The following is a 23,366-nucleotide window of genomic DNA, read 5'->3' as shown; positions in this document are numbered from 1 at the left end:
TGCTGGAACGCTATTGGTGGCTTCTGGTGGCGGCCCTGGTGATAATCGGCTGGGTCAGCGGGGTGCTGCCCCTGCCGGTGTGAGTGGCCAGCGTGTGCGGGGTGCCGGGCGCCACCCCCTGAGGCCAACCGAACAAGCGAAAACCCCGGCCGGAGACGAATCTCCGGCCGGGGTTTTCTGTTTTGCCTAGGGAGGCTACTTCTTCTTCTTGAGCTCGGCCAACAGGCCTTCCAGATAAGCCTGGCGCTCCTTGAACATCTTGATGACCTGGTCGCGGGTCATCACCTTCATGGGGCTGCCGGAGGCCTTCATCTTGGCCTGGACCTTCTTGTCGTTGAACATCTTGGGGAAGACATCGGCCAGCTTGGCGATCACCTCCGGGGAGGCGCCCTTGGGCAGGATCACCCCGCGGTAGTTCACGCTGGAGTTGTCCACGTCATAGCCCTCTTCCTTCAAGGTGGGAACCTTGGGCAGGAAGTCGTGACGCTCCAGGTCGGCCACGGCCAAAATCTTGATGCGGTCCTGGTTGCGGTAGGCGTCCGACAGGTTGTTGAAGCCCGCCTTGACCTTGCCGGAAATCACCGACTGCATGGCCGGCACCCCGCCCTTTTCAGGGATGTAGGTCAGCTTGATGCCCGCGGCCTTCATGAGCTGCATGGTGGCGATGTGATGGCCCACGTACATGCCCGCGCCCGACACGGTGACCTTGCCGGGATTGGCCTTGGCAAAGGCCACCAGGTCCTTGGCGCTGTTGAAGGGGCTGTCCTTGGGCACGATGAGCACCGCGGGGTCGGCGCCCCAGTTGGCCACCGCCTCAAAGGTGTTGATGTTGTACTTGGTGGGGTACATGATGCTCTGGGCGATGAAGTGGGGCACGTTGTAGGTGGCTATGGTGTAGCCGTCCTTGCTCCCCTTCTCCACGAACCAGTTCCAGCCCACCTGGCCGCCGGCGCCGGGCTTGTTGATGATGACAATGGGCTGGCCCAGATACTTGTCGTCGTTGGCCAGCATGGTTACCAGACGGGCCTGGAAGTCCGTGGCTCCGCCCGGCGAGTAGGTGACGATCATGCTGATGGGTTTGTCCGGATAGCCTTCGGCCATGGCCGGCAAGCCCAAGGCCAGCAGCAGAGCCCCGGTCAGGGCCGCCACCGCCAAACAAGTTAACAGCTTCTTAAACTTCATACCTATTCCTCCCGGAGAATTTGGTTGAGACCGCCGGGCCCGTACGCTGCCCATGCGGCGGTCCACTACTGTCTCCCTCCTACTTCCCGAACGGCCTGTCAGATCAACAGGCCCTGCGGCGTTTGCACCTCCAATAGGACTTTGAAGAGAACGAAAAGAATGACGGTGAAGGCGACTGCGCCCACCGCCCACATCAACAACTGCTTGATACCCAGCCGCTTGCATCCCATGATGCACACCACGGCCATGAAAAACAGGAACGAGGCCAGATAAAAGCCCACCGGCTCTAGCAAAAACAGGTAGACCACGATGATTACGAAAAGACCGCCCACCCTGGCCCAGGGCAAGGGCGCCGTCTTGGCCCCCGGCTTGGGAAAAAGCAGGTGTTGCAGGAACAAAAGGGCTGAGAGCACCCCCATGGCTATGATGACGGTCTGGGGAAAGGCCATGGCCCGAGGCTCTTCGATGTGCCCCAGGCAGGCATACAGGGCCACCGAGGCGACCAGACAGACCAGACCCACTACGGCGTCGCGGTTCATGATGCCGCCTCCTTGGCCCTGAGCGCGGCCTTGGCCTTCTTGTACTGACGCACCTCGCTGAACACGCTGTAGCCCACCGACACGGCGCAAAGGACGATGATGACCAGGTTCAGGGTTCCGGTGAAGAAGTAGGTCACCACCCCCACGTCGGTGTCGGCGATGAGCTTGCCCTTGAGGAAGTTGTCCTCGGCGATGGCCCCCAGGATGATGCCCAGCACCACCGGGGCGGCCGAGAAGCCCACCTTGCGTCCGATGTACATCAGGGTGCCCAGGGAGAACATCACCACCACGTCGTCCATGCTGTTTTGCACGCTGTAGGTGCCGAACACCGCCAGCACGGTGACCGCCGCGGCCATCTCCAGGTCGGGCACCTTCATCACGCTGTGGGAAAAGCGCGACATCAGCAATCCGAAGACGCACATGGCCACCTGGGCCAGCACCAGGGAGGCGATGAAGGTGTAGGTGACGTCGGCGTGGTCGCGGAACAGGTCCGGACCCGGGAACAGGCCGTGGATCAAGAGGCCGCCCAACAGCACCGCCGCGGTGGGCGAGCCGGGCACGCTCAAGGTGAGCAGGGGGATGAGCGAGGGGCCCACCATGGCGTTGTTGGCCGACTCGGCCGCGGCCACCCCCTCGGGGTTGCCGGTGCCGAAGGAGTGGGGATCCTTGCTGAACTTGCGCACCTGGTCATAGGCGATGAGCCCGGCCACCTGGCCGCCGGCTCCGGGGATAACCCCGATGAGAGCGCCCACCACCGAGCCGATGGACAGGGCCTTGACCTTGCCCAGGTTCTCCACCAGGGTGCTCCACAGGATGCCCTTCTGAGGCTTGAAATCCACCTCGTGCGCCACCTTGTGAGAGCTTTCTATCAGGGAGAAAACCTGGGGGATGGCGAAAAGGCCGATAAGGGCGGGCACGATGGCCACGCCTCCGGTGAGCACGTCGCAAAACACGAAACGGGGAGTGCCCAGCATGGGGCTGTAGCCGATGATGGACACCAACAGGCCGAACATGCCGCCGATGAGGCCCTTGAGCACCGAGCCCGAGGTGAGCCCGGCCATGACCGTGATGCCGAACACCGCGATCCAGAACAACTCCGAGGGGCCGAACTCCATGGAAATCTCGGCCAGGGGCGGCGTGAAAAAGATCATGATGATCATGCCGAAAAGGCCGCCCACCAGCGAAGAGATAAAACAGTAGTAAAGGGCCTTCTGGGCCTGGCCCTGCTTGGCCATGGGATGGCCGTCCAGAAGGGTGGCGATGTTGGCCGGGGCGCCGGGGATGTTGATCAGGATGGCCGAGATGGCTCCGCCGGCCACGGTGGCGGTGTAAACCGCTCCCAACAGAACCAGCCCGGTGGCCGGCTCCATGTGAAAGGTGAAAGGCACCAACAGGGCCACCGCCATGGTGGGACTGAGCCCCGGCGTGGCCCCCAGGAACAGGCCGCCGATGACTCCCAGCACCAACACCAACAAGTTGATGGGGGTCAGGGCCTGCGGAAAGAATGTCAGAAAGTCGACCAAACCTTACCTCTCCAGGCTAAATATTCGCTTTGGCGCATCTCGGGGCCTGGTTCACTTGTAGCCCAGCATTTCGGGCAACTTCAGGCGCTGGATCTTGCCCGAGGGTCCCTTGGGCATCTCCTCAAGTATTCGTATTTCCTTGGGGCTCTTGTACTTGCCCAGGTGCTCCAGGCAGTGGGCCCCCAAATCCTCCAATGTGCAGGTGCAGTCGGGCTTGAGGGTTACGCACAACAAAATCTCTTCGCCGTAATGTTTGTCGGGGATGCCCACCGCCGCGGCGTCCAGCACCGAGGGGTGCTTGTAGGCGGCCTCGTCGATCTCCCGGGGGGCGATGTTCTCCCCGCCCTTGATGATCAGCTCCTTGAGCCGGCCGGTTACGAAAACGAAGCCGTCTTCGTCCATGTAGCCCAGGTCGCCGGTGTGCAGCCAGCCATCGGGCTCCAGGGTCTTGGCGGTGACTTCGGGGTTCTTGTAGTACTCCTTCATCACGTTGTCGCCCTTGATCATGATCTCGCCGATGGTGCCCCGGGGGAGTTCCTTGCCGTGCTCGTCGATGATCTTGGCGGTGTTGCCCACGGCGCACCCCGGCGAACCGTACTTGCGCTTGCCCGGGTCCATGGGGTTAGAGAACACCGGGGCTGCGGTCTCGGTGAGGCCCATGGTCTCCACGATGCCCACCTTGAACTTTTCCTCGAACTGGTGATGCAACGAAGGCGGCAGGGCGCTAGAAGCGCTGCGCCCGAAGCGAAGCTGCTCCAGGCGGTAGCCCTGGCCCTCTATCTCGCTGCCGCTGACCAGGTAGGAGATGATGGTGGGCACCACGCTGAACCAGGTACAGCGATAGTCGCTGATCAGGGGCCAGAACTCGCCCACGCTGAACTTGTTGGGCACCACCACCGTGGAGCCCAGCACCACGGTGGACATCAGCGACACCACCAGGGCGTTGATGTGATAGAGCACCAGGGAGCACAGGGCCACGTCGTCCTTGACCAAGTCATGGGCCTCGACGACGTACTCGCCGCCGGCGCACATGTTCTTGTGGGTGAGGATCACCCCCTTGGGCACCCCGGTGGTGCCCGAGGTGTAGAGCAAAAGCGCCGGGTCATCTTCCGAGACCGGAGGCAGGCTTTCAGGCGCGGAGCATGAGGGCGGCAGAATCTCCGCGGCGTTGCGCTCGATGACCATGACCTCGATGGGACGCTTTACGTTGACCAGCGCCGCCTCCAGGCGCTCGCGCTGGAACTCGGTGACGAAAACCAGCTTGCAGTCGGAGTGCTCCAACACATAGCTGAGCTGGTCGGGCTGGGCCTGCAGGTTCAGGGGGGCCACCACCAGCCCGGCGTACATGGTGCCCACGATAATCCGGGCGCTTTGCAGGCTGTTGCCCATCATGAACGAGACCTTGTCTCCCTTGGCAAGGCCCTTGGCAAAATAAAAGTCGGCAAGCTTGAGGCAGCTTTCCTTGAGATCGGCGTAGCTGAGTTCCAGGCCGGGCTCCGGAGCGACTAAAAAGGTCTTATCCGGCTGCTCGGCGGCATGTTTATCCACAAAATATCTAATGGTGCGCATTGCTTACCTCGCCCTCCTCGGCGACAGCCGCGAAACAAAAAACCCGGCGGGAGCTTAACTCCTCGCCAGGCTTGCCTGTTTCGCTTCACGAGCGGCCACACAACAGCAATAGCCGCTTGGGCCCACGGGCCCACCGCATCCCGGGGGGAAACCCGGGCCTACGCGCGCCGCGTTTTGCCCACGTCTATCCATCATCAACCACCGCCTTCCGGCAGGACGTGACGGTTGTCCGCTCGTTTGGCCATTTTTCCTTTACTTCGTCCGCGGCCTCGCTTGGTGGGGTCGCGGCCCTCCCCCGGGCCCGACCCGCCTTGGCGCGCGGACGGATTTTTTTACAACTTCCTCGCCCTTCCACCCCCGGTCGGTCAAGGAAGGGGCCGCCCCCAAGGGAGCGGCCCCGACGCATCACTTCATATAGTCGTAGCCTACCTGGAAGGCTTCCCGGTTCTTGTCATGGAACTTGGGAATGATCTCCAAGAGGCTCTCCAAGATAATTTCCTTGTCCATTTCCCCCTCCAGCAACTTGGCCATGGCCCCCAGGGCGATGGAGTTACTGAAGATGGGACGGTCGAAGTGGTCCATGGCCAACTGCTTGGCCGGCAGCTCCCGCTGGCTGCAGGCCAGCTTTTCGTCGATCTCCTCCACGAAGGCGGGATCGAACAGGATCACCCCGTTCTCGGGCACCGTGTCCTTGAAGCGGTTGTAGGCCGCCGAGGACAGGGCGATGAAGAAGTCGGGGTTTTCGCACATGGGGCTGTCGATGGTCTTGGGCGAGAGCACCACCTGGCTGCGCACGTAGCCGCCGCGCATCTCGGTGCCGTGGCTCTTGAGCATGGTCACCCTCAGGCCCTCTTTCACCGCGGCCTCGCCCAATACCTGGCCCAGGCGCACCACGCCCTGGCCGCCGAAGCCGCTGGCCACTATCTCCAGTCTGTCTTTCATAGCGCACCCGTCTTTCTGATCTTGTTCACCGCTCCCCAGACGTGTTCGCTGAATTCGGGCCGGGAACCGGTGGCATCGTGCCAGACGCCGGTGGCCCACACGGTGTTTTCATCAGCCTCTTCCAGGGGCTTGGCCCGCTCCTTGATCCACCGGTAGATGTTCACCTGGTTGCGCGAGCCCAGCTCGCGGGAGGCGAAGTTGGTGGGGCAGGGATAAGGCATGTGCACCAGGGAGAAGCCGGGGTTCAAGATGGCCCGCTTCACGCTTTCCACCGCGCGCTGGCCGTCCATGGCCACGTGGCGGGCCAGGAAGGTGGCCCCGGCCCCCTTGAGGATGTGCATTACGTCCATGCCCTCGCTCATCAGGTTGTGCTCGAACATGCCGTAGGGGCTGGAGTCGGTGTGCGCCCCCTGGGGGGTGGTGAAGCCGAACTGGCCGCCGGTGGACTGGTAGCCCAGGTTGTCGTTGACGATGACGGTCATGTCCACGTTGGAGCGGGCGGAGTGGATCAGGTGCATCAGGCCGATGCCGAAGGCGTCGCCGTCGCCCACCGTGCAGATGATCTTCTTCTCCGGCGGTAGGGCGATCCTGAGGCCACGGGCGATGGCGTAGACCCGGCCGTGGGTGCCGGCGAAGCCGTCGCCCTGCCAGGTGGCGAAGGTCTGGCGCCCGGCGCAGCCGATGGAGGTGCCCCAGATTATGTCGTTGACCTTCAGATCCAGTTCGTTGATGGCCTGCACGACCACTTTGTGGTTGATGCCCAAACCGCAGCCGGAACAGGCCGTGCTGGGGATCTTGCGGGTGCGTAGGTACTTATCGATAAGGGTGGCGGATGAGTACTGCATTACCACGCCTCCAAGGTCCAACCCTTGCGCTCCAGGGGCTGGTTTTTCAGTAGCTTCTCAAAGGTCTCCAACAGATCGGGGATGGTGGGCAAATCGCCGCAGCTGCCCAGGAAATGCACCTCGGAGTCCTTGGGCGCGGCCCGTTGCACCTCGCGAACCAACTCGCCGTCCCAGTTGAGCTCCACCGACAGGTACTTGGTCTTGCGCTTGAAGTGCTCGTCCGGGAAAGGCCACAGGTTGATCAGGCGCAGCGCCCCCACCTTCATGCCCTCGGCGCGGGCCCGGTCCACCGCGGTGTTCACCACCCGCGAAGGCGTGCCGTAGGAGACCACCACCAGGTCGGGGTCGTCGTCCATGTACTTCTTCTCGTAGAGGTGGTTGAACAGGTCCCGGTGGTTGCGCACCTTGTAGATGAGCCGGTAGGCGTGCTTGTGGTGGGCCTCCACCTCCTCGATGTCATAGCCCTGCTCGGTGGGGGTCCAGTCGGAGCACAGGCCCCCGGCCCCGGAGCCCATCTGCACGGGCGGGATGTCCAGGGAGTCGCTATAGGGGTAGAAGTCGGGCCCGGCGCAGAAGCTGCGCGGCCAGGTCCTGAAGCCCATCTCCTTCATCTCGTCCTCGTTCTCGGGCACCGTGATGTCCTCGAAACCGTCGGTGATGAGCTGGTCGCCCAGCACGGTGACGGGCATGCGGAAGCGCTCGGACAGATAGAAGGCCTCCACCACCATGGCCATGGCCTCCTGCGCCGAGTTGGGGGCCAGGGTGATGGCCTCGAAGTTGCCGCCCTGGGTGGGGTAGCGGGTGAGGTAGAACTCGCCCTGGCCCGGCGCGCCGGTGATGCCGCTGACCGGGCCCACCCGGCCGGAGTTGACCACCACCAGGGGCATCTCGCAGCCCAAGGCCCAGCCGAAGGGGTCGGCGTAAAGGATGTAACCGGGACCCGAAGTGGCGGTCATGGCTTTCATGCCGCCCAGGGAGGCCCCGATGCAAACGTGCATGGCCGCGCACTCGTCCTCGGCCTGCAGATATACTCCGCCTTCTTGGGGCAGCCGCTTGCTCATGGCCTCGGCCAGCTCGGTGGCCGGGGTTATGGGATAGCCGCAAAAGAAGCGGCATCCGGCCAGGATGGCGCCCTCGGTGATGGCGAAGTTGCCTGTTTCCAAAAATCTTTTCATCGCATAAACCTCCCTGGGCTACGCGTTCTTTTCGACGACGTCGATGGCGAAATCAGGGCAGGAGAAGAAGCACTTGAAACAGCCCACGCACCATTTGGGAGACTTCACCTCCATGGGGCGATAGCCCTTGACGTTGAAGAACTCGGCTGGTCCAAAGGTTTCCACTCCGCACACCTCGGCGCAGTAGCCGCACTCCTTGCAGTACTCGGTGTTGAGGATCACCTCGAAGGTGCGGGCGTCACACTGCAGGCAGCGGTTGGCCTCGGCGGTCACCGCCTCGGGGCTCATGGGCAGCTCCACCTGGTCGAAGTTGTCGCCGCGCTCCCAGACGTGCATATGGGGGGTCTTTTGGCGGGACAGGATCTGACCGGTCAGGGGGGTCAGTTCCACCTCATCCTCGGGCGCGGCCAACACCTCGGAGATGTCGCCGTCGCCGCCCAGATACTTGTCCATGGCCTCGGCGGCCCGGCGGCCCTGGGCCACCCCGCCGATGATGGAGGCCGGTCCGGTGACCACGTCGCCGCCGGCGAAGATGCCCTTGGCGCCGGTGGCCTGGTCGGCTCCCGCCTGGATGCGGTTGCCCGCGGTTTCCACCCCGGCTGCGTCCACGAACTCCAGCACCGGGCTCTGGCCGATGGCCAGGATCACGGTGTCCGCCTCCACCTGGGTGGTGACGCCTTCGTTATAGATGGGGCTGAACTTGCCGCCCTTGTCGAACACCGAGGTGCAGGCCTTGAAGGACACGCCGCTGGCCTTGCCTTCGCCCACCACCTCTTTGGGGCCCCAGGAGTTGTTGATGATCACCCCTTCGTCCTCGGCCAGGCTGACCTCCCAGGGATGGGCGGGCATTTCGGCGCGGCTTTCCAGGCAGAAGAGCTGAACCTCTTTGGCGCCCAGGCGCTTGGCGGTCAGGGCCACGTCGATGGCCACGTTGCCGCCGCCGACCACCACCACCTTTTGGCCCACCGCCGGGGCCTGTTCCAGGGCCACGTCGCGCAGGAACTCCCAACCCCAGAGCACCCCCTGCTTGTCCGAACCGGCAAGCTGGATGCGGGCCGAGGAGTTGGCGCCGCTGGCCACGAAAACCGCGTCGAAGTCCTTGGCCAACTGGGCCAGGTCCACGTCCTTGCCCACCAGGGTGGAGCCCTTGAACTCAACCCCCTGGCCCAGGATTTCTTCCACGTCGCGGTCCAAGCGGGCCTCGGGCAAGCGGTAGCTGGGGATGCCGTAGCGCATCATGCCGCCAGGCTTGGGGAAGGCGTCGAAGATGGTTACCTGGTGACCCTTGCCGGCCAGATAGTAGGCCGCGGTGAGGCCCGCCGGGCCGGCGCCCACGATGGCCGCCTTCTTGCCGCTGGCTTCCGGTTTGGCCTTTTGGCTCTTCCAAGCCTCGCCGCCGTGATCCACCGCCGCCCGTTTTATGGCCCGGATGGCAATGGGGTCGCCGAACTGCTTGTAGGCGCAAACGTCCTCGCAAGGGGCGAAGCAGGCGTCGGCGCAAACCACCGGCAGGGGCAGGCGCTCACGCAGCACCGCCACCGCCTGGTCGAAGTTGCCGTCCCTGACCGCCCGAATGTAGCGGGGGACGTCAACCCCGGCGGGGCATGCGTCGGAACACCGGGGGACCACAAAGTCCTTTCGCGAAACCCGGTAGGTTGTCATTGCATTCTTCCTCCAAAATTACGAATGATGGGGCCCTTTCCTCGGTCTTTGCGAAAGTAATAACAAGAAACATGCCAAAAATGTTGCCATGCTCCCCCGAGCTGAGGCGAACGACCGATCGGCTAGTTTTTTCAAGATAATAGGCAGTAAGTTCACCATGAGACATCACCGGGCAGGCCGATAACCATTACCGGGTAGCGTGATCTGACTGTACGGAATCGCGGACATGTTCGGTTTTCCGGACAAAAAGGCGTCTTGGAGGGGCCTAAGAGGCTTTCTCGGTGTCGCCCAGATCGTAGCGGCGACACTTTTCATAGAGGGTGGAACGAGAAATTCCCAGCATTTTAGCGGTCTTGGTCATGTTACCCTTATTGAAGGCCAGGGCATGCTCCATGACCCGTTTTTCAAAACAGGCCATCTGCTCGGCCAGGGTGGTGTCCGGATTTTCGCACACCTGGCGTTCTTCCAAATCGCTGGTCAAGATCTCCCGGGGTAGGTGCTCCAGGTCTATCCTGCGGCCCTCGCTGAGGCTAACCGCCCGTTCTATGACGTTTTTAAGCTCGCGCACGTTGCCGGGCCAGGCATAGTTTTGCAACGCCTCCATGGCCTGGAGCCCCACCTCGGTCTGGGGATGCTCCAAGGCGGTGAGGAAATGGGCCACCAGCACCGGAACATCCTCCCGGCGGCGGCTCAGGGCGGGGATCTCCACGGCCATGGTGCTGAGGCGGTAATACAGGTCGTCGCGGAACTCGCCCCGGCTCATCATTTCCTTGAGGTCGCGGTTGGTGGCCGCCACCAGGCGGAAGTCCACGGCCACCCGCTTCACCCCGCCCAGGCGCTCGAGCGTCTTGGTTTCCAACACCCTCAACAAGGTGGCCTGGGCCTTGGGGCTCAGCTCGCCGATCTCGTCCAAAAACAGGGTGCCGGTGTGGGCCAGCTGGATCTGGCCCACCTTGCCCTTGCGGCTGGCCCCGGTGAACGCCCCGGACTCATAGCCGAACAGCTCCGACTCCAACAGCTCGCGGGGGATGGCCGCGCAGTTGACGCAGACAAAGGGACCGGCGGCCCGGGGCGAGGACCGGTGCACCGCGTGGGCGAACATCTCCTTGCCGGTGCCGGTGGCCCCGGTGATGAGTACCGGGGCCTCGGTGCGGGCGTACTTGGCGGCCACGGCCTTGACCCCGGCCAGGAGGGGGCTGGAGCCCAGGATGTTGTTGAAGCCATACAGGGGCGAGAGCAGCCGGTCCAGGCCCTTTTTATAGTATTTGACCTCGCTCTCCAGGCCCTGCAGGCGGGAGATGAGGTCGGTCATGGCGGTGTAGTCGCGGAAGATGGTCTGGAGGATCACCCCCACCACCTGGCCCTTGATCCTCAGGGGGATGCGGTTGACCAGCATGGGCATGTCGGTTTTGAGGGAGCAGCGCTGGGCCAGCTCCGAGCGGCCGGTGGAGAGCACCTGGGGCATGCGGGTGTGGGGGAAGTACTTGTCCAGGTAGTCGCCCACCGCCGCCTTGGGGTCGGCGCCCAACAGCTCGCCGTAGACCCGGTTCATGAACACGATGCGGCAGTCGGAATCGCAGACGATGATGCCGGAATAAACGTTGTCCAGCACCAGGGCCAGGAAGTCCACCAGGTCGCCCAGGTCGGCCGCCCCGGAGAGCACCCTCATGGCCGAACCGGCCATGCCCTGGGAGCCGCTGAGGCGCTCCACCGCGCAGACGTGGTTGTCCTCGTTTTCTCGGTTCATGAACGCGTCTCTCCAGCGGGTCCGGATTCCCCCTCCGGATCCTGGTTGGGACACGATGCGTTGAGTCAGGCAACACTCTATCAAGGCGGGCGAGGCGATAGCAACGCCTTTTGGGCGGCGGGGGGAGTCGGGCCCGGTAAAGCCCGGGCCCGACTCGGAATATCAGGCGAGCATTTCCAGGAAGGCTTCCACCCTGGTCTTGAGTTGTTCCACGTCTTCCATGCCGTAGTCGGTATCCACCCGCAAAACCGGCAGGCCGCCGGCCTCCAGGTTCTTCTCCAGGGGCAGGGCTTCCATCTGATAGGGCTGGCAGAACTGCAGGCCGTAGTGGATCACCCCCTGGGCCTTGTAGTCGGCGGCCATCTGCTTGACGTGCTCCTGGCGGTCGGGGTTGGGGGTGAACACCGCGCAATCGATTTTCCAGTAGCGCTCCACGATGGCGTCCATCATCGAGGCCAGGTCCTGGCCCTGGGGCTCGGTCAGATTGCGGGTGCCGCGCTCGCCGACACAGGACTCCTCGCCCACCACCACCGCGCCGGAGCTTTCCACCACCCAGGGCAGCTTCCAGTTGGGCACGGCCATGGGACAGCCGGAGAACAGCAGGCGTGGGGTTCCCTGGGGGGCCACCCCCTGGCCCGCCGCGATGCGCGCTTCCAACTCGTCGCAGATCTTGTGCACCGATTGGGTGAAGCGCACCGGATCGTCGTAGAAGGACACCTGGTTGATCAACAGGGCGTCCAGCCCGGAGATGGGGGCCGGGTCGGCGGCGCGCAGCTTGTAGAGCCGGTGCAGGGCCTCACGCTTGGCGTTGACGACCTGGATGCCATGGGCCAGGCGCTCGGCGGTGATCTCCTTGCCGGTCAGTTCCTCCACCGCCTGCTTAAAGCGCTCGTACTCGGCGGCCAACAGGGCGCGGCCCTCGGAAGACTTCACCTGGGGCAGGTCCATGACGTAGAGGTTGGGCACCAAAGTGCCCAGGGTCTCGTAGGATTTCTTCTTGCCGTCGCAGGTGTTCTCACCCACGATCATGTCCGCCGACTCCATGTAGGGGCAGACCTTGCCCAGCTTGAAGCCGAAGGCGCTCTTGATCAGGGCGCAGGTGTTGCGGGGCAAAACCTGGTCCACCAGTTCGGTGGCAAAGTCGGCCCCGGTGCACAGCCCCACCAGGGTGGCGTCGGCGGCCACCACGATCTCCTCGGGCACGAAGACACAGAAGGAGCCGATGACCTTCTTGCCTTCGGCCTTGCCGTCCACCAGTTCCTTGATGCGCAGGCCGTGCACCTCGCTCATCACGAAGTTGAAGTACTCCATGCCCTCGGGGCGCTCTTGTTGGGAAAGGAAGATCTGACCGTAGCCATCGCCCAAAACCTGCAACAACTGGTCGTGGGCGGCCAGGTCCAGGCCCAACTCCCGCCACATGGCCTCGTGTTCACTTGCCATCGCCGTACTCCTAACGCTATAAAGGCCCCTCGGGGTCCATGGTTGAATTGTGCAAACATTTCGTGGAACTTACGCCTATATCCCGGCCCCGGCGGGGAGTCAAACTGGTTATACCTATGTTTTTAGTATGTTACTGTTGGCATTGCCGATAGGTTCCCGGCCCGGCCCCCGGCGCCCTGCTTCGTTCCCGACATGGCGGAGGTTTTTTTTGCCTTCCGGCGCCAGGCTTGCTAAGGTGCTAACGGCTCTGGGGTTACATTCTGGTAAACGTCCAGGTCCGCCCGCCGGCGGAACCGGCGTTAGGGTTCGGCATCGTTTGGGTAGGGAGGAATGCTAATGGCCGAAAAACTTTGGGAACCGTCCGCCGAGCGCGTGGCCCAGACCAATCTCAGCCGGTTCATCGAGTTCGTCAACCATAAGCACGGCACCGATTTCAACGACTACGCGTCGTTGTATGAGTGGTCGGTGGCCGACATCCCGGCCTTCCAGGAGGCGGTGTGGCATTTCTTCAAGGTGATGCACACCCAGCCGTACGAGGAGGTGGTCAGGGACCTGGACAAGATGCCCGGCGCCAAGTGGTTCCCCGGGGCCAAGCTCAACTTCGCGGAAAACCTCCTGCGCTACCGCGACGACCATCCGGCCATAATCTTCCGCTCGGAAAACGGCTCCCAGCGCAGCCTGAGTTATGCCGAGCTCTACGGCCAGGTGGCCCGCCTGGCCGCCGCCCTGGCCGATTTCGGGGTGGTGCCCGGCGACCGGGTGGCCGGATTCATGCCCAACATCCCCGAGACCATCGTGGCCATGCTGGCCGCCGCCAGCCTGGGCGCGGTGTGGTCCTCCTGCAGCCCGGACTTCGGCTTCCAGGGGGTCATGGACCGCTTCGGCCAGATTCAGCCCAAGGTGCTGTTCACCGCGGACGGCTATTTCTACGGCGGCAAGACCTTCGGCTCCATGGAGCGGGTGGCCCACGTGAAGAAGGAGATCGCCAGCATCGAGCAGGTGGTGGTGGTGCCCTTCACCAGCGAAGAGCCCGCCCTGAGCCTGGTGCCGGGCGCCCACCGCTTTGACCAGCTGGTCAAAGGCAGCGGCGACCCCGGCCTCAACTGCGTGCCGCTGCCCTTCGACCACCCCCTGTACATTCTCTACTCCTCGGGCACCACCGGGGTGCCCAAGTGCATGGTGCACGGCGCGGGCAACGTGCTCATGCAGCACCTCAAGGAACTGGGCCTGCAGAGCGACGTGAAGCGCGAGGACAAGATCTTCTACTTCACCACCTGCGGCTGGATGATGTGGAACTGGCTGGTCAGCTCCCTGTCCCTGGGGGCCACCCTGCTCTTGTTCGACGGCTCGCCCTTCCACCCCGGGCCGGAGGTGCTGTGGAAATTCGCCGAGGACACGGGCATGACCATCTTCGGCACCAGCGCCCGCTACCTGGCGGCCATCGAGAACGAGGGCCTCAAGCCGGGGGAGAAGTACGATCTTTCGGCCCTCAAGGCCATCCTCTCCACCGGCTCGCCGCTGAGCATCGAGAGCTTCAAGTACGTGTACCGCGACATCAAGAGCGACCTGTGCCTGAGCTCCATCTCCGGAGGCAGCGACCTGGTGGGCTGCTTCGCCCTGGGCAACCCCACCGGCCCGGTGTACGCGGGGCAGTTGCAGGCCCGGGGCCTGGGCATGGCCGTGGAGGCCTGGGACGACGCGGGCAAGCCGGTGGTGGGCGAGAAGGCCGAGCTGGTGTGCACCAAGCCCTGGCCCTCCATGCCCATCATGTTTTGGAACGACCCGGACGGCTCCAAGTACAAGGCCGCCTACTTCGACGTGTATCCCAACATCTGGTTCCACGGTGACTTCTGCGAGGTGACCCCCGAGGGGGGAGTGATCATGTACGGCCGCTCCGACGCCACGCTCAACCCCGGCGGGGTGCGCATCGGCACGGCCGAAATCTACCGCCAGGTTGAGAACATGGCCGAGATCGGCGACAGCCTGGTGGTGGGGCAGGACTGGGACAACGACGTGCGGGTGATCCTGTTCCTCAAGCTCAACCCCGGCTATGAGCTGACCCCGGAGCTGGAGAAAAAGATCAAGACCCTGATCCGCACCGCCTGCACCCCGCGCCACGTGCCGGCCAAGATCATCGCCGTGGCCGACATCCCCTACACCATCAGCGGCAAAAAGGTGGAGCTGGCCGTGCGCAACGTGATCCACGGCCGCGAGGTGAAAAACAAGGACGCCCTGGCCAACCCCCAGGCCCTGGAGCTCTACGCCGACTTGCCCCAGCTGCAAAACTAGGGTTTTCCTCAGCCAACCCAGGGGTGGCGCAGGCGCGCCGCCCCTTTTTTTGCCATCACTTCTCCTCCCGTTGTTCACAGGCCTGTAACTCAGGCATGGGCTAACTAGAGTAAATAAAACGTCTAATAAGGCAAAGGTCCGGCCGGACCCGGCGCAAGGGTGCACTGGAGGCCGAGACCAGCCCAAGGAGACGAGACCTAGTGAGCCCCATTCCCCTGCACGGTTGGCCCTATCCCGGCGGCCACAGCCCGGCCGAATTGCTGCGCCGGGCCGGAGTGGCGCTCGACACGCCCGAGGCCCTGGCCGCCAGCCTGCCCTTTTCCCTGGGCGACGCCACCTGCGGCTGCGAAAACGAGTTGCAGGCCGGGGTGCTGGGCTCCGCCGAGGCGGTGGACCTGCCCCGCTCCATCGTGGAATCCAACTACTACCGCAACATGGTCAAGCGTGAGCGCTCGGGGGAGATGCCCCGGCGGATCATCAACGAACTGGAAGAGTGGCTGCAGGCCAACCCCCGCAACCTCTGGGAAAACTCCTGGGTGCGCCTGGACCCCAGGCGGCTCTCGCCCCTGGCCCGCCAGGCCTGGGAAAGCGACCTGTTGGCCGACAAAAAGCAGCCCCTGGGCTCCCTGCGCTCCGACGCGGGGCGCTTTTCCTGCCCCGGCGGCCGCCTGCGCCTGCCGGTGAGCTATCTGCTCAAGCTGGCCCTGGTGGACGTCCTGGGCCGGGGGGACGAACTGCCGCCCCGGGTGCGGGGACGCAGCCGGGCCCTGGCCGAGCACTATCTGTCCGACAACACCTCGCCCGAGACCTTCTCCTTCCACCTGAGCCGTCCCGAAGCCCCCGGCGCGGGAAGCCAGGCGGCGGCCGAGACCTGCCGCCGCTACCTGCTCACCCACCTCCTGGCCCGCCACGCCGAGACCCGCCTGGGCCTGGAGGAAAGCGGCCAAAGGGTGGCGGTGTACTTCTCGCCACACCCCCCGGTGCGCCAGAAGCAGCTCTCCCAGTGCATCTCCGACGCCTTTTATCGCGAACTGTTCATGAACCCCTGCCTGTCGGGCTGGAACCAGGGCGAGGACAAGCAGCGCTACATGCACCTGTGCCATCAGGTGCTCTCGCGGGCCCAGTTCAACGGCCTGCACCGCCTCAAGGAGGCGGGCATCATCCTGAACAATCTGGTGACCCTGCCCAGCGCCAGCAACATCAGCCTGGCCAACAACGGCACCCACGTGAGCCTGGGCAGCCAAAGGCTGAGCCGGGCCGTGGCCCAGGGCGCCCTGCAGCCAGCCCACGAAAAATATTTGGGCGACCTGGTCACCAAGTGCGTGGAGCACTTCCTGCCCCTGTTCGTGGGCACCTACAGCGCCGCGCCCTATCGCCTGGCCTTTGCCGACTTCCACCCGGAGAAGGTGCTCAGCTTCCTGCCCTTTGAGCTGGACTACACCCATCTGCGCATGATCTGGCGGCGCTGGCGCAAAAAGGCCCACCTCAAGGTGCGGCCCCTGGGGCTTCGGCTCACCCCTTTCGGCCCCCCCTGGCTGGACCAGCCCCTGGCCAAGCTTTTCGGCCTCAGGGGCGATTGCCTGCCCGACTTTCGGCTCATGGACTACCTGGTGTGCCTGATGAGCACCAAGCAGAGTCCGGCCCTGGACGGCCGCCTGGGCAACCACCAGCGTTTCAAGGCGGATCTGGCCTCCCTGGGGGTGTTCGATCCCTCCATGCCCCTTTATATGCTGCACCGCCAGCGGGAGGTGGCCACCCACGGCTTCGCCGGTTTCGAGGGCCGCCACTACAGCCTTTTCTACAGCCTGGAGCGGGATCTGGCCGGGGCGGTGGATATGCAGCGCCTGGTCACGGCGCTGGCCTTCGCCCTGATCGCCCGGGGCCGCCTGAGCCACGCCCAGGTGCCCGACGACCCCGTGGTGGAGAGCGAGCGGCGCCAGATATTTTTTGCCGCGGCCATCGGCCTGCCCACCTTCTTCGTGCGCCAGGACACCCCCAACCTGCTGCTCAAGGCCATTCTCAAGGACACCGCCGAGACCCGCCCCAGCCGCCGCTACCCCGGCTACCTGCGGGTCAAGCTGGCCCAATACCACCTGGGCTGCCTGCGCTTCATCCGGCGGGAGGCCGCGGAGATCATCGAGTGCCTGGGCCTGGGCGACACCCTGGCAGACCTGGAAGAACGCCTGGCCCGTCCGGGGCAGGCCTCGGCCCTGGGCCGGCTCACCCACGGCATCCTGAGCGAACTGGGGGCGGGGGACGCCCTTCGGGCCGACGCCCGCCGCTTCAACCAGGCGACGGAAGACTATTACCGCACCGGCCTCAGGCGCCGCCATCTGGGCGAGGCCTGGCGGGTGCTGGAGCAAGATATGAGCGGCCGGGGCCTCAAGGCCCTGGAAAACCATCCCTCCTCCCGCCGGGCCCTGGGACGCATCCTGGGCGGACGGGAGCCCCGGGCCCTGCTGGCCGGGCTCAAGGAGCCGGTCTTGGACGGGCGGGCCGGGGCCGAGGAGGTATCCCTGCTAGTCAATTTGCTTTTAACGGTTATCGATTTTCAGGAGCGGCCCGGACAGGAATCACCGGCGGGCGCGGCGTCCATGGAGCCCAATCATGAGCTTGACCACGCACCAATATATAGACAGGCATAGCCGCCAGGTGCGCACCGAACGGCTCTTTGCCGACCGTTTGGTTAACTTCCTTTATTCCGAGGTACGCGAAAAAACACCCAGCGTATTCAAGGCCATCACCAGCGCCCGGGGCTCCAGCCTGCTGGGCCTCTTGAACTTCGAGGCCATGCTGGGGGTGCGCCTCAGGGCCACCACCGAGGCGGTGCGCTCCTGGGGGGTGGACCTGAGCGAGTGCCTGGACGACCCGGACACCCTGGACACCCCGGGCAAGCTGTTCACCCGCAAGATCCGCTATTGGGATACCCGGCCCATGAACCCGGACCCGGCGGCGGTGGTGGCCCCGGCCGACTCCCGGGTGCTCCTGGGCTCCTTCGGGGCCCACTCCCTGCTGTTTATCAAGGAGAAGTTCTTCACCTTCCACGAGCTGTTGGGCGACTTCAAGACCCGCTGGCTGGAGGCCTTCAAGGACGGCGATTACGCCCTGTGCCGCCTGACCCCGGACAAGTACCACTACGTGCACACCCCGGTGAGCGGCCGGGTGGTGGACTTTTACCCCATCGCCGGGCACTACCACTCCTGCAACCCCGGCGCGGTGGTCAACTTGGTGGACCCCTACTCCAAGAACATGCGCATGGTCACCATCATCGACACCGATGTGATCGGCGGCTCGGGCGTGGGCCTGGTGGCCGTGGTGGAGGTGGTGGCCCTGATGGTGGGGGAGATTCGCCAGCGCTACAGCGACGAGTATTACAACGACCCCCAGCCCATGATGCCCGGCCTGATGCTCAAAAAGGGCCAGCCCAAGAGCCTGTTCAAGCCCGGCTCCAGCACGGTGGTGCTCCTGTTCCAGCCGGGCCGCCTGGACTTTGACCAGGACCTCATCGACAACCAGACCTCGTCCAACGCGGTGAGCCGCTTCTCCACCGGCTTCGGCCGCCCCCTGGTGGAAACCGAGGTCAGGGTGCGCGAACAAATCGGCCGGGCCACGGCCCGCAGTTAGGCTTCCGGGAGGAAGTGATGGACAAGATCGTTTTCATTGCCGGGCTGGGGGCCCTGTTCGCGGGGCTGTTGTGGTGGAGCCGCCGCCTGCCCGGCGAGCGCTGGCAGATAGCGGCGGCCATCCCGGTGGGCGAATCCCACGGCGGCCGCTGGCGGGGGGTCAACCTTACCTTTTACGGCATGTTCACCGCCAACGCGGTGCTGTTGGCCGCGGCCCTGATGCTTATCATGCTGGGCTCGCTGGGCATCAGCCCCTTTCAGGTGATGGTGGTTATGCTGCCGCTCATTTCCCTGAGCGCCCCGGCCGCCCGCCTGGTGGCCCGCTGGGTGGAGCACAAGCCGGCCACCCTCACCGTGGCCGGGGCTGGCTTCGCCGCCATCCTCCTGGCCCCCTGGCTCACCCTGCTGGCCCGGGCCTGCCTGGACCGCGAGGCCGCCCAGGCCCTGCAGGTAACCCCGGTGCTGGCCGCCCTGGTGATCTGCTACACCCTGGGCGAAGGCCTGGGTCGCCTGGCCTGCCTCAGCTTCGGCTGCTGCTACGGCCGGGCCCTGGTGGCCTGCCCCGACTGGGTGCAGACGGTGTTCAAGCACTGGCACCTGGTGTTCAGCGGCGAGACCAAGAAGATCTCCTACGAAGCAGGCCTGGACGGCCTGGCCGTGGTTCCGGTGCAGATGCTCACCCTGGTGGTCAACGGCGCGGCGGGCCTCGTTTCCCTTTATCTATATCTCAACGGGGCCTTTACCGGGGCCCTGTGGCTGTGCCTGATCGCCGGCGGCCTGTGGCGGGCCGTCTCCGAGACGCTCCGGGCCGACTACCGGGGCGGCGGCCGCCTGAGCGCCTACCAGATCATGGCCTTGATGGGCATCGCCTACGGCATTTTGATCAGCCTGGTTTTCCCGGTGGTGACGGCCGGGGCCGCGCCTTCCTTGGCCCTGGGCCTGGACACCCTCTGGAGCCCGGCGGTGGTGCTTAGCCTGCAAGGGTTGTGGACCGTCAGCCTGATCTACTCCGGCACCAGCCGGGTGACCGCCGCTTCCATTGAGTTCCACGTGGTGAGAGAGCGCATTTAGACCACCCATTCACCAGCCATTTCCCCGCTTGATATTACGGCGGCAAAATGAAACCATGTGAGGGGTGATGCCGGGGGGCATCACCCTTTATCCATTCGGGAGCATGGTTCATGTTCGCCCTGGACGCGCCACAACCAGCCGGCTCCGTCCCCGGCCGCTGGTGGCCCGGCGCCCTGCTGCGCCTGGTGCTGCCATCGGTGCTCACCATCCTGCTGTTCTCCGCCGCCCTGTTCGCGCTGATCCTGCCCGCCGTGGAAAACGCCTTCATGGAACGCAAGCGGGAGATGATCCGCGAGCTCACCCAGAGCGCCTGGGACGTGCTGGCCTATTACCACGCCCGGCAGGAAAAGGGCCTGCTTACCCGGCAGCAGGCCCAAGAGCAGGCCAAGGCCCAGCTCAGGGCCATGCGCTACGGCTCCGAGGGCAAGGACTACTTCTGGGTCAACGACCTGGAGCCCCGCATGGTGATGCACCCCTACCGCCCCGACCTGGAGGGGCGAAACGTGGCCGGATTCCAGGACCCCCACGGCAAACGCCTGTTCTCCGAGGTGGTGCGGGTGGTGCGCCGGCATGGGGGCCAGGGCTACGTGGACTACATGTGGCAGTGGAAGGACGACCCGGCCCACGTGGTGCCCAAGGTCAGCTTTGTCAAGGAGTTCGCGCCCTGGGGCTGGGTGGTGGGCACCGGCATCTACGTGGAGGACGTGTCCCAGCAGATGGCGGTGATCACCGGGCGGCTCACCTGGGTGGGCCTGGGCATCATGGGCATCGTGGCGGTGATCGAGTTCTACATCCTCCTGCAAAGCCTGGCCGCCGAGCGCCGCCGCCGCCAGGCCGAGGTGGAGACCGAGCGCTCCCGCGGCATGCTGCGCCTGGTCATGGACAACATCCCCCAGCTCATCTTCTGGAAGGACCGCCAGGGCGGCTATCTGGGCTGCAACCGGGCCTTCGCGGCCCACGTTAGCCTGTCCGAGCCCTCCCAGATCAAGGGCCTGCGCGACTACGAGCTGCCCCGGCCCCCGGCCGAGGCGGCCCTGTTGCAGCGGGCCGAGCAAGGGGTGATGAACTCCGGCAGGGCCCAACACCACATCATAGAGCCCCAGGAGGGGCCGGGCGGGGCCACCCTGTGGATGGACGCCAACCGCATCCCCCTGCGCGATCCCCAGGACCGGGTGGTGGGGGTGCTGTGCACCTACGAGGACATCACCCGCCGCCGGGAGATGGACCAGGCCCTGGCCGAGAGCGAGCGCCGCTTCCGCACCCTGGTGGAAAACGCCCAGGTGGGCATCGCCATCGTCCAAAGCGGCCGGGCGGTGTATTGCAACCCCGAGGCCCGGCGCATTCTGGGCCCGGCCGACACACCCTTTGAGCTGGCCTCCCTGGGACCGGCCAGCGATCCCCGCCTGGCCAAATTCCTGGCCCTGGCCACCGCCCCGGACAATGGCGGCGAGCCCCGGGCCGAAGAGGGTCAAGACCTGGACCTGGGCTTCGCCGCCGCCGAGGGTCAGGGCACAGGCGCCCGCTGGGTGCACTGCCGGGCCGGGGGCATCAAATACCAGGGCCACCGGGCCCGGCTGATCATCATGCTCGACATCACCAAGGCCCGCGAACTGGAGCGCCTGGTGAGCATCCAGGACAAGATGGCCTCCCTGGGCCGGGTGGCCGCGGGCATCGCCCACGAGATAAGAAACCCCCTGTCGGGCATCAACCTCTACCTCAGCGCCCTGAGCGGCAAGACCCAGGGCATGGCCGAGGTGGAGGACATCTTGACCAAGATGCGCGCGGCCAGCGAGCGCATCGAAGGGGTGATCAAGCGGGTGCTGGACTTCAGCCGCCCCACCGCCCCCAAGGTGTCCTTGCTCAATCTGAACCAGGTGGTGGGCAACGTGATGGAGCTTTCGGCGGTGACCCTGCGCAAGGCAGGCGTGACCCTGGAGGCCTCCCTGGCCGAGAGCCTGCCCCTGGCCCATGCCGACCGCCAGCTTTTGGAGCAGGTGCTCATGAACCTGATCACCAACGCGGTGCAGGCCCTGGCCGAGGCGGAAGGTGAGAAGAAGATCGGCCTGGACTCCTCCCTGGAGCTGGACCGCATCGTCATCCGGGTGTCCGACTCCGGCCCCGGCGTGCCCCCGGCGCTACGGGAAAAGGTGTTCGACCCCTTTTTCACCGGGCGGCGCGAGGGCTCGGGCATCGGCCTGAGCCTGTGCCACCGCATCGTCAGCGACCACGGCGGCAAGCTCAGCGTGAGCCAAAGCCGCTGGGGCGGGGCCATGTTCACCATGGAGCTGCCCGCCTCGGCCTACTGGGGCTACGACTCCCACGGATAGGAGACCATGCTCGACTACAGCCTTTTCGTAGTGGACGACGAGGAATTCATCCGCGACGCGGTGGTGATGAACCTGCCCGGCTACCGGGTGCGGGCCCTGGCCAGCGCGGAGGAGGCCCTGGAGGCCCTGAAGCAGGAGGTGCCGGACCTCATCCTTTTGGACATCGGCCTGCCGGGCATGGACGGGGTCCAGGCCCTGGGGCGCATCAAGGCCCTGCACCCCCAGATGCTGTTCATCATGATCACCGCCTACGAGGACGTGAACACCGTGGTGGCGGCCATGAAGCAGGGGGTCTACGACTACGTGGTCAAGCCCCTGCACATGGAATCGCTTAAGGCCACCATCGACAACGCCCTGGAAAGCATCCGTCTTCGCAAGGAGGTGAAGGCCCTGCAGGAGCGCTGCCTCACCGAGAACCTGCCCTGCATGGTGGCCGAGAGCCACCAGATTCAGGGGGTCATGGAGCTGGTCAAGCAGGTAGCCCAAAGCCCCGACGCCCCGGTGTTGATCCTGGGCGAGACCGGCACCGGCAAGGAGCTCATCGCCGCGGCGGTGCACTACCAGAGCCCCCTGCACCGGGGCCCCCTGGTGGCGCTCAACTGCGCGGCCCTGCCTAAGGAGCTGATCGAGAGCGAGCTGTTCGGCTATGAGCCGGGGGCCTTTTCCGGGGCCCGGGCCGGGGGCAAGAAGGGCCTGGTGGAGCAGGCCGCCGGCGGCACCCTGTTCCTGGACGAGGTGGGCGACCTGCCCCCCGAGGCCCAGGCCAAGCTGCTGCGCTTCTTGGACTCCGGCCAGTACTACAAGATCGGAGCCACCCGCCCCGGCAAGGCCAAGGTGCGGGTGGTGGCGGCCACCAACCAGGATTTGGAAACCCTGGTGGCCGAAGGCCGCTTCCGCCGCGACCTTTACTTCCGCCTGGGGGTGGTCAAGGTGGAGGTGCCTTCCCTGAACCGCCGCCCCGAGGACGTGCTGCCCATCGCCCGCCACTTTTTGGGGGAGATGGCCCAAAAGTACGGCAAGGACTTCACCGGCTTCACCCCTCGGGCCGAGGCGCTGCTGGCCAGCCGCCGCTACCAGGGCAACGTGCGCGAACTCAAGGGCCTGGTGGAGCGGGGGGTGCTGGTGGGTACCGGGCCGCTCTTGGAGGCCGAGGCGATGGGCCTGGACCAGGCCGCCCCGCCGGACGGCGGCGAGGCCGGGCCGGGCTTGGCGCCCCTGGGGCCCCAGGGCCTGGATTTGAGCGGCACCCTGGAAGAGGTGGAGCGGGGCTACCTGGGCCGGGCCCTGGAGCTGGCCCAGGGCAACGAGACCAAGGCCGCCCAGCTCTTGGGCATGAACTACCACACCTTCCGCTACCGTAAGAAGAAGCTCCTGGACGGCGAAGGGGAGTAGAAGAACTTCCACCAATCTAGAGATTCTTCTACTTTTTGGG

The 23,366-nt window shown here is 65.1% G+C and carries 16 protein-coding genes; 6 read left to right on the top strand and 10 right to left on the bottom strand.

All coding sequences use genetic code 11. From position 1 onward, the window contains the following. Positions 1–195: 195 nt before the first annotated feature. The 10 genes from AACH32_RS03435 to AACH32_RS03390 form a co-directional block, all read right to left on the bottom strand. Positions 196–1,182, bottom strand: coding sequence for a tripartite tricarboxylate transporter substrate binding protein (locus AACH32_RS03435; protein ID WP_338605377.1), 987 nt, complete (start codon positions 1,180–1,182; stop codon positions 196–198). A gap of 98 nt (positions 1,183–1,280) precedes the next feature. Further along, a complete protein-coding gene (locus AACH32_RS03430) occupies positions 1,281–1,721 on the bottom strand; it encodes a tripartite tricarboxylate transporter TctB family protein (protein WP_338605376.1) in 441 nt (146 codons plus the stop codon). Beyond that, positions 1,718–3,244 (bottom strand): tripartite tricarboxylate transporter permease, encoded by a 1,527-nt coding sequence (locus tag AACH32_RS03425; RefSeq protein WP_338605375.1) that lies wholly within the window; start codon positions 3,242–3,244, stop codon positions 1,718–1,720. Before AACH32_RS03425 ends, AACH32_RS03430 begins: the two co-directional genes overlap by 4 nt. 51 nt (positions 3,245–3,295) lie before the next feature. Further along, on the bottom strand, positions 3,296–4,813 hold the full coding sequence (locus AACH32_RS03420; RefSeq protein ID WP_338605374.1) for an AMP-binding protein: 1,518 nt from the start codon (positions 4,811–4,813) through the stop codon (positions 3,296–3,298). 405 nt (positions 4,814–5,218) lie between these two features. After that, positions 5,219–5,755 carry a 2-oxoacid:acceptor oxidoreductase family protein gene (locus AACH32_RS03415; protein ID WP_338605373.1) on the bottom strand — a complete coding sequence of 179 codons (537 nt, stop codon included), beginning with the start codon at positions 5,753–5,755 and terminating at the stop codon, positions 5,219–5,221. Beyond that, positions 5,752–6,600, bottom strand: coding sequence for a thiamine pyrophosphate-dependent enzyme (locus AACH32_RS03410; protein WP_338605372.1), 849 nt, complete (start codon positions 6,598–6,600; stop codon positions 5,752–5,754). Before AACH32_RS03410 ends, AACH32_RS03415 begins: the two co-directional genes overlap by 4 nt. After that, positions 6,600–7,775: a hypothetical protein gene (locus tag AACH32_RS03405; protein WP_338605371.1), complete on the bottom strand. Its 1,176-nt coding sequence runs from the start codon at positions 7,773–7,775 to the stop codon at positions 6,600–6,602. The genes AACH32_RS03410 and AACH32_RS03405 overlap by 1 nt, the downstream gene beginning before the upstream one ends. Before the next feature lie 18 nt (positions 7,776–7,793). Next, complete coding sequence (locus AACH32_RS03400; RefSeq protein WP_338605370.1) at positions 7,794–9,437, bottom strand: FAD-dependent oxidoreductase; 1,644 nt, start codon at positions 9,435–9,437, stop codon at positions 7,794–7,796. 265 nt (positions 9,438–9,702) lie between these two features. Then, entirely contained in the window at positions 9,703–11,184 is a 1,482-nt protein-coding gene (locus AACH32_RS03395) for a sigma-54 interaction domain-containing protein (RefSeq protein ID WP_338605369.1), read from the bottom strand. Positions 11,185–11,346: 162 nt separating this feature from the next. Continuing rightward, complete coding sequence (locus AACH32_RS03390) at positions 11,347–12,624, bottom strand: double-cubane-cluster-containing anaerobic reductase (RefSeq protein WP_338605368.1); 1,278 nt, start codon at positions 12,622–12,624, stop codon at positions 11,347–11,349. A 336-nt stretch (positions 12,625–12,960) separates the two neighbouring features. Here AACH32_RS03390 and AACH32_RS03385 point away from each other — a divergent pair, with 336 nt between their 5' ends. From AACH32_RS03385 to AACH32_RS03360, 6 genes are all read left to right on the top strand, one after another. Further along, complete coding sequence (locus AACH32_RS03385) at positions 12,961–14,913, top strand: acetoacetate--CoA ligase (RefSeq protein ID WP_338605367.1); 1,953 nt, start codon at positions 12,961–12,963, stop codon at positions 14,911–14,913. A 200-nt stretch (positions 14,914–15,113) separates the two neighbouring features. Next, positions 15,114–17,558, top strand: coding sequence for a hypothetical protein (locus AACH32_RS03380; RefSeq protein ID WP_338605366.1), 2,445 nt, complete (start codon positions 15,114–15,116; stop codon positions 17,556–17,558). After that, positions 17,521–18,537 (top strand): phosphatidylserine decarboxylase, encoded by a 1,017-nt coding sequence (locus tag AACH32_RS03375; protein WP_338605365.1) that lies wholly within the window; start codon positions 17,521–17,523, stop codon positions 18,535–18,537. The genes AACH32_RS03380 and AACH32_RS03375 overlap by 38 nt, the downstream gene beginning before the upstream one ends. 17 nt (positions 18,538–18,554) lie before the next feature. Continuing rightward, positions 18,555–19,607 (top strand): prolipoprotein diacylglyceryl transferase family protein, encoded by a 1,053-nt coding sequence (locus tag AACH32_RS03370; RefSeq protein ID WP_338605364.1) that lies wholly within the window; start codon positions 18,555–18,557, stop codon positions 19,605–19,607. 110 nt (positions 19,608–19,717) lie between these two features. Next, positions 19,718–21,934: a cache domain-containing protein gene (locus AACH32_RS03365; RefSeq protein WP_338605363.1), complete on the top strand. Its 2,217-nt coding sequence runs from the start codon at positions 19,718–19,720 to the stop codon at positions 21,932–21,934. 6 nt (positions 21,935–21,940) lie between these two features. After that, positions 21,941–23,326: a sigma-54-dependent transcriptional regulator gene (locus AACH32_RS03360; protein ID WP_338605362.1), complete on the top strand. Its 1,386-nt coding sequence runs from the start codon at positions 21,941–21,943 to the stop codon at positions 23,324–23,326. The last annotated feature ends 40 nt before the right edge of the window (positions 23,327–23,366 follow it).

The sequence above is a fragment of the Desulfoferula mesophila genome, from assembly GCF_037076455.1.
Lineage (GTDB): Bacteria > Desulfobacterota > Desulfarculia > Desulfarculales > Desulfarculaceae > Desulfoferula > Desulfoferula mesophila.
The sequence above is the reverse complement of the archived record's forward strand: the minus strand, read 5'-3'. Positions and strand labels throughout refer to the sequence as shown.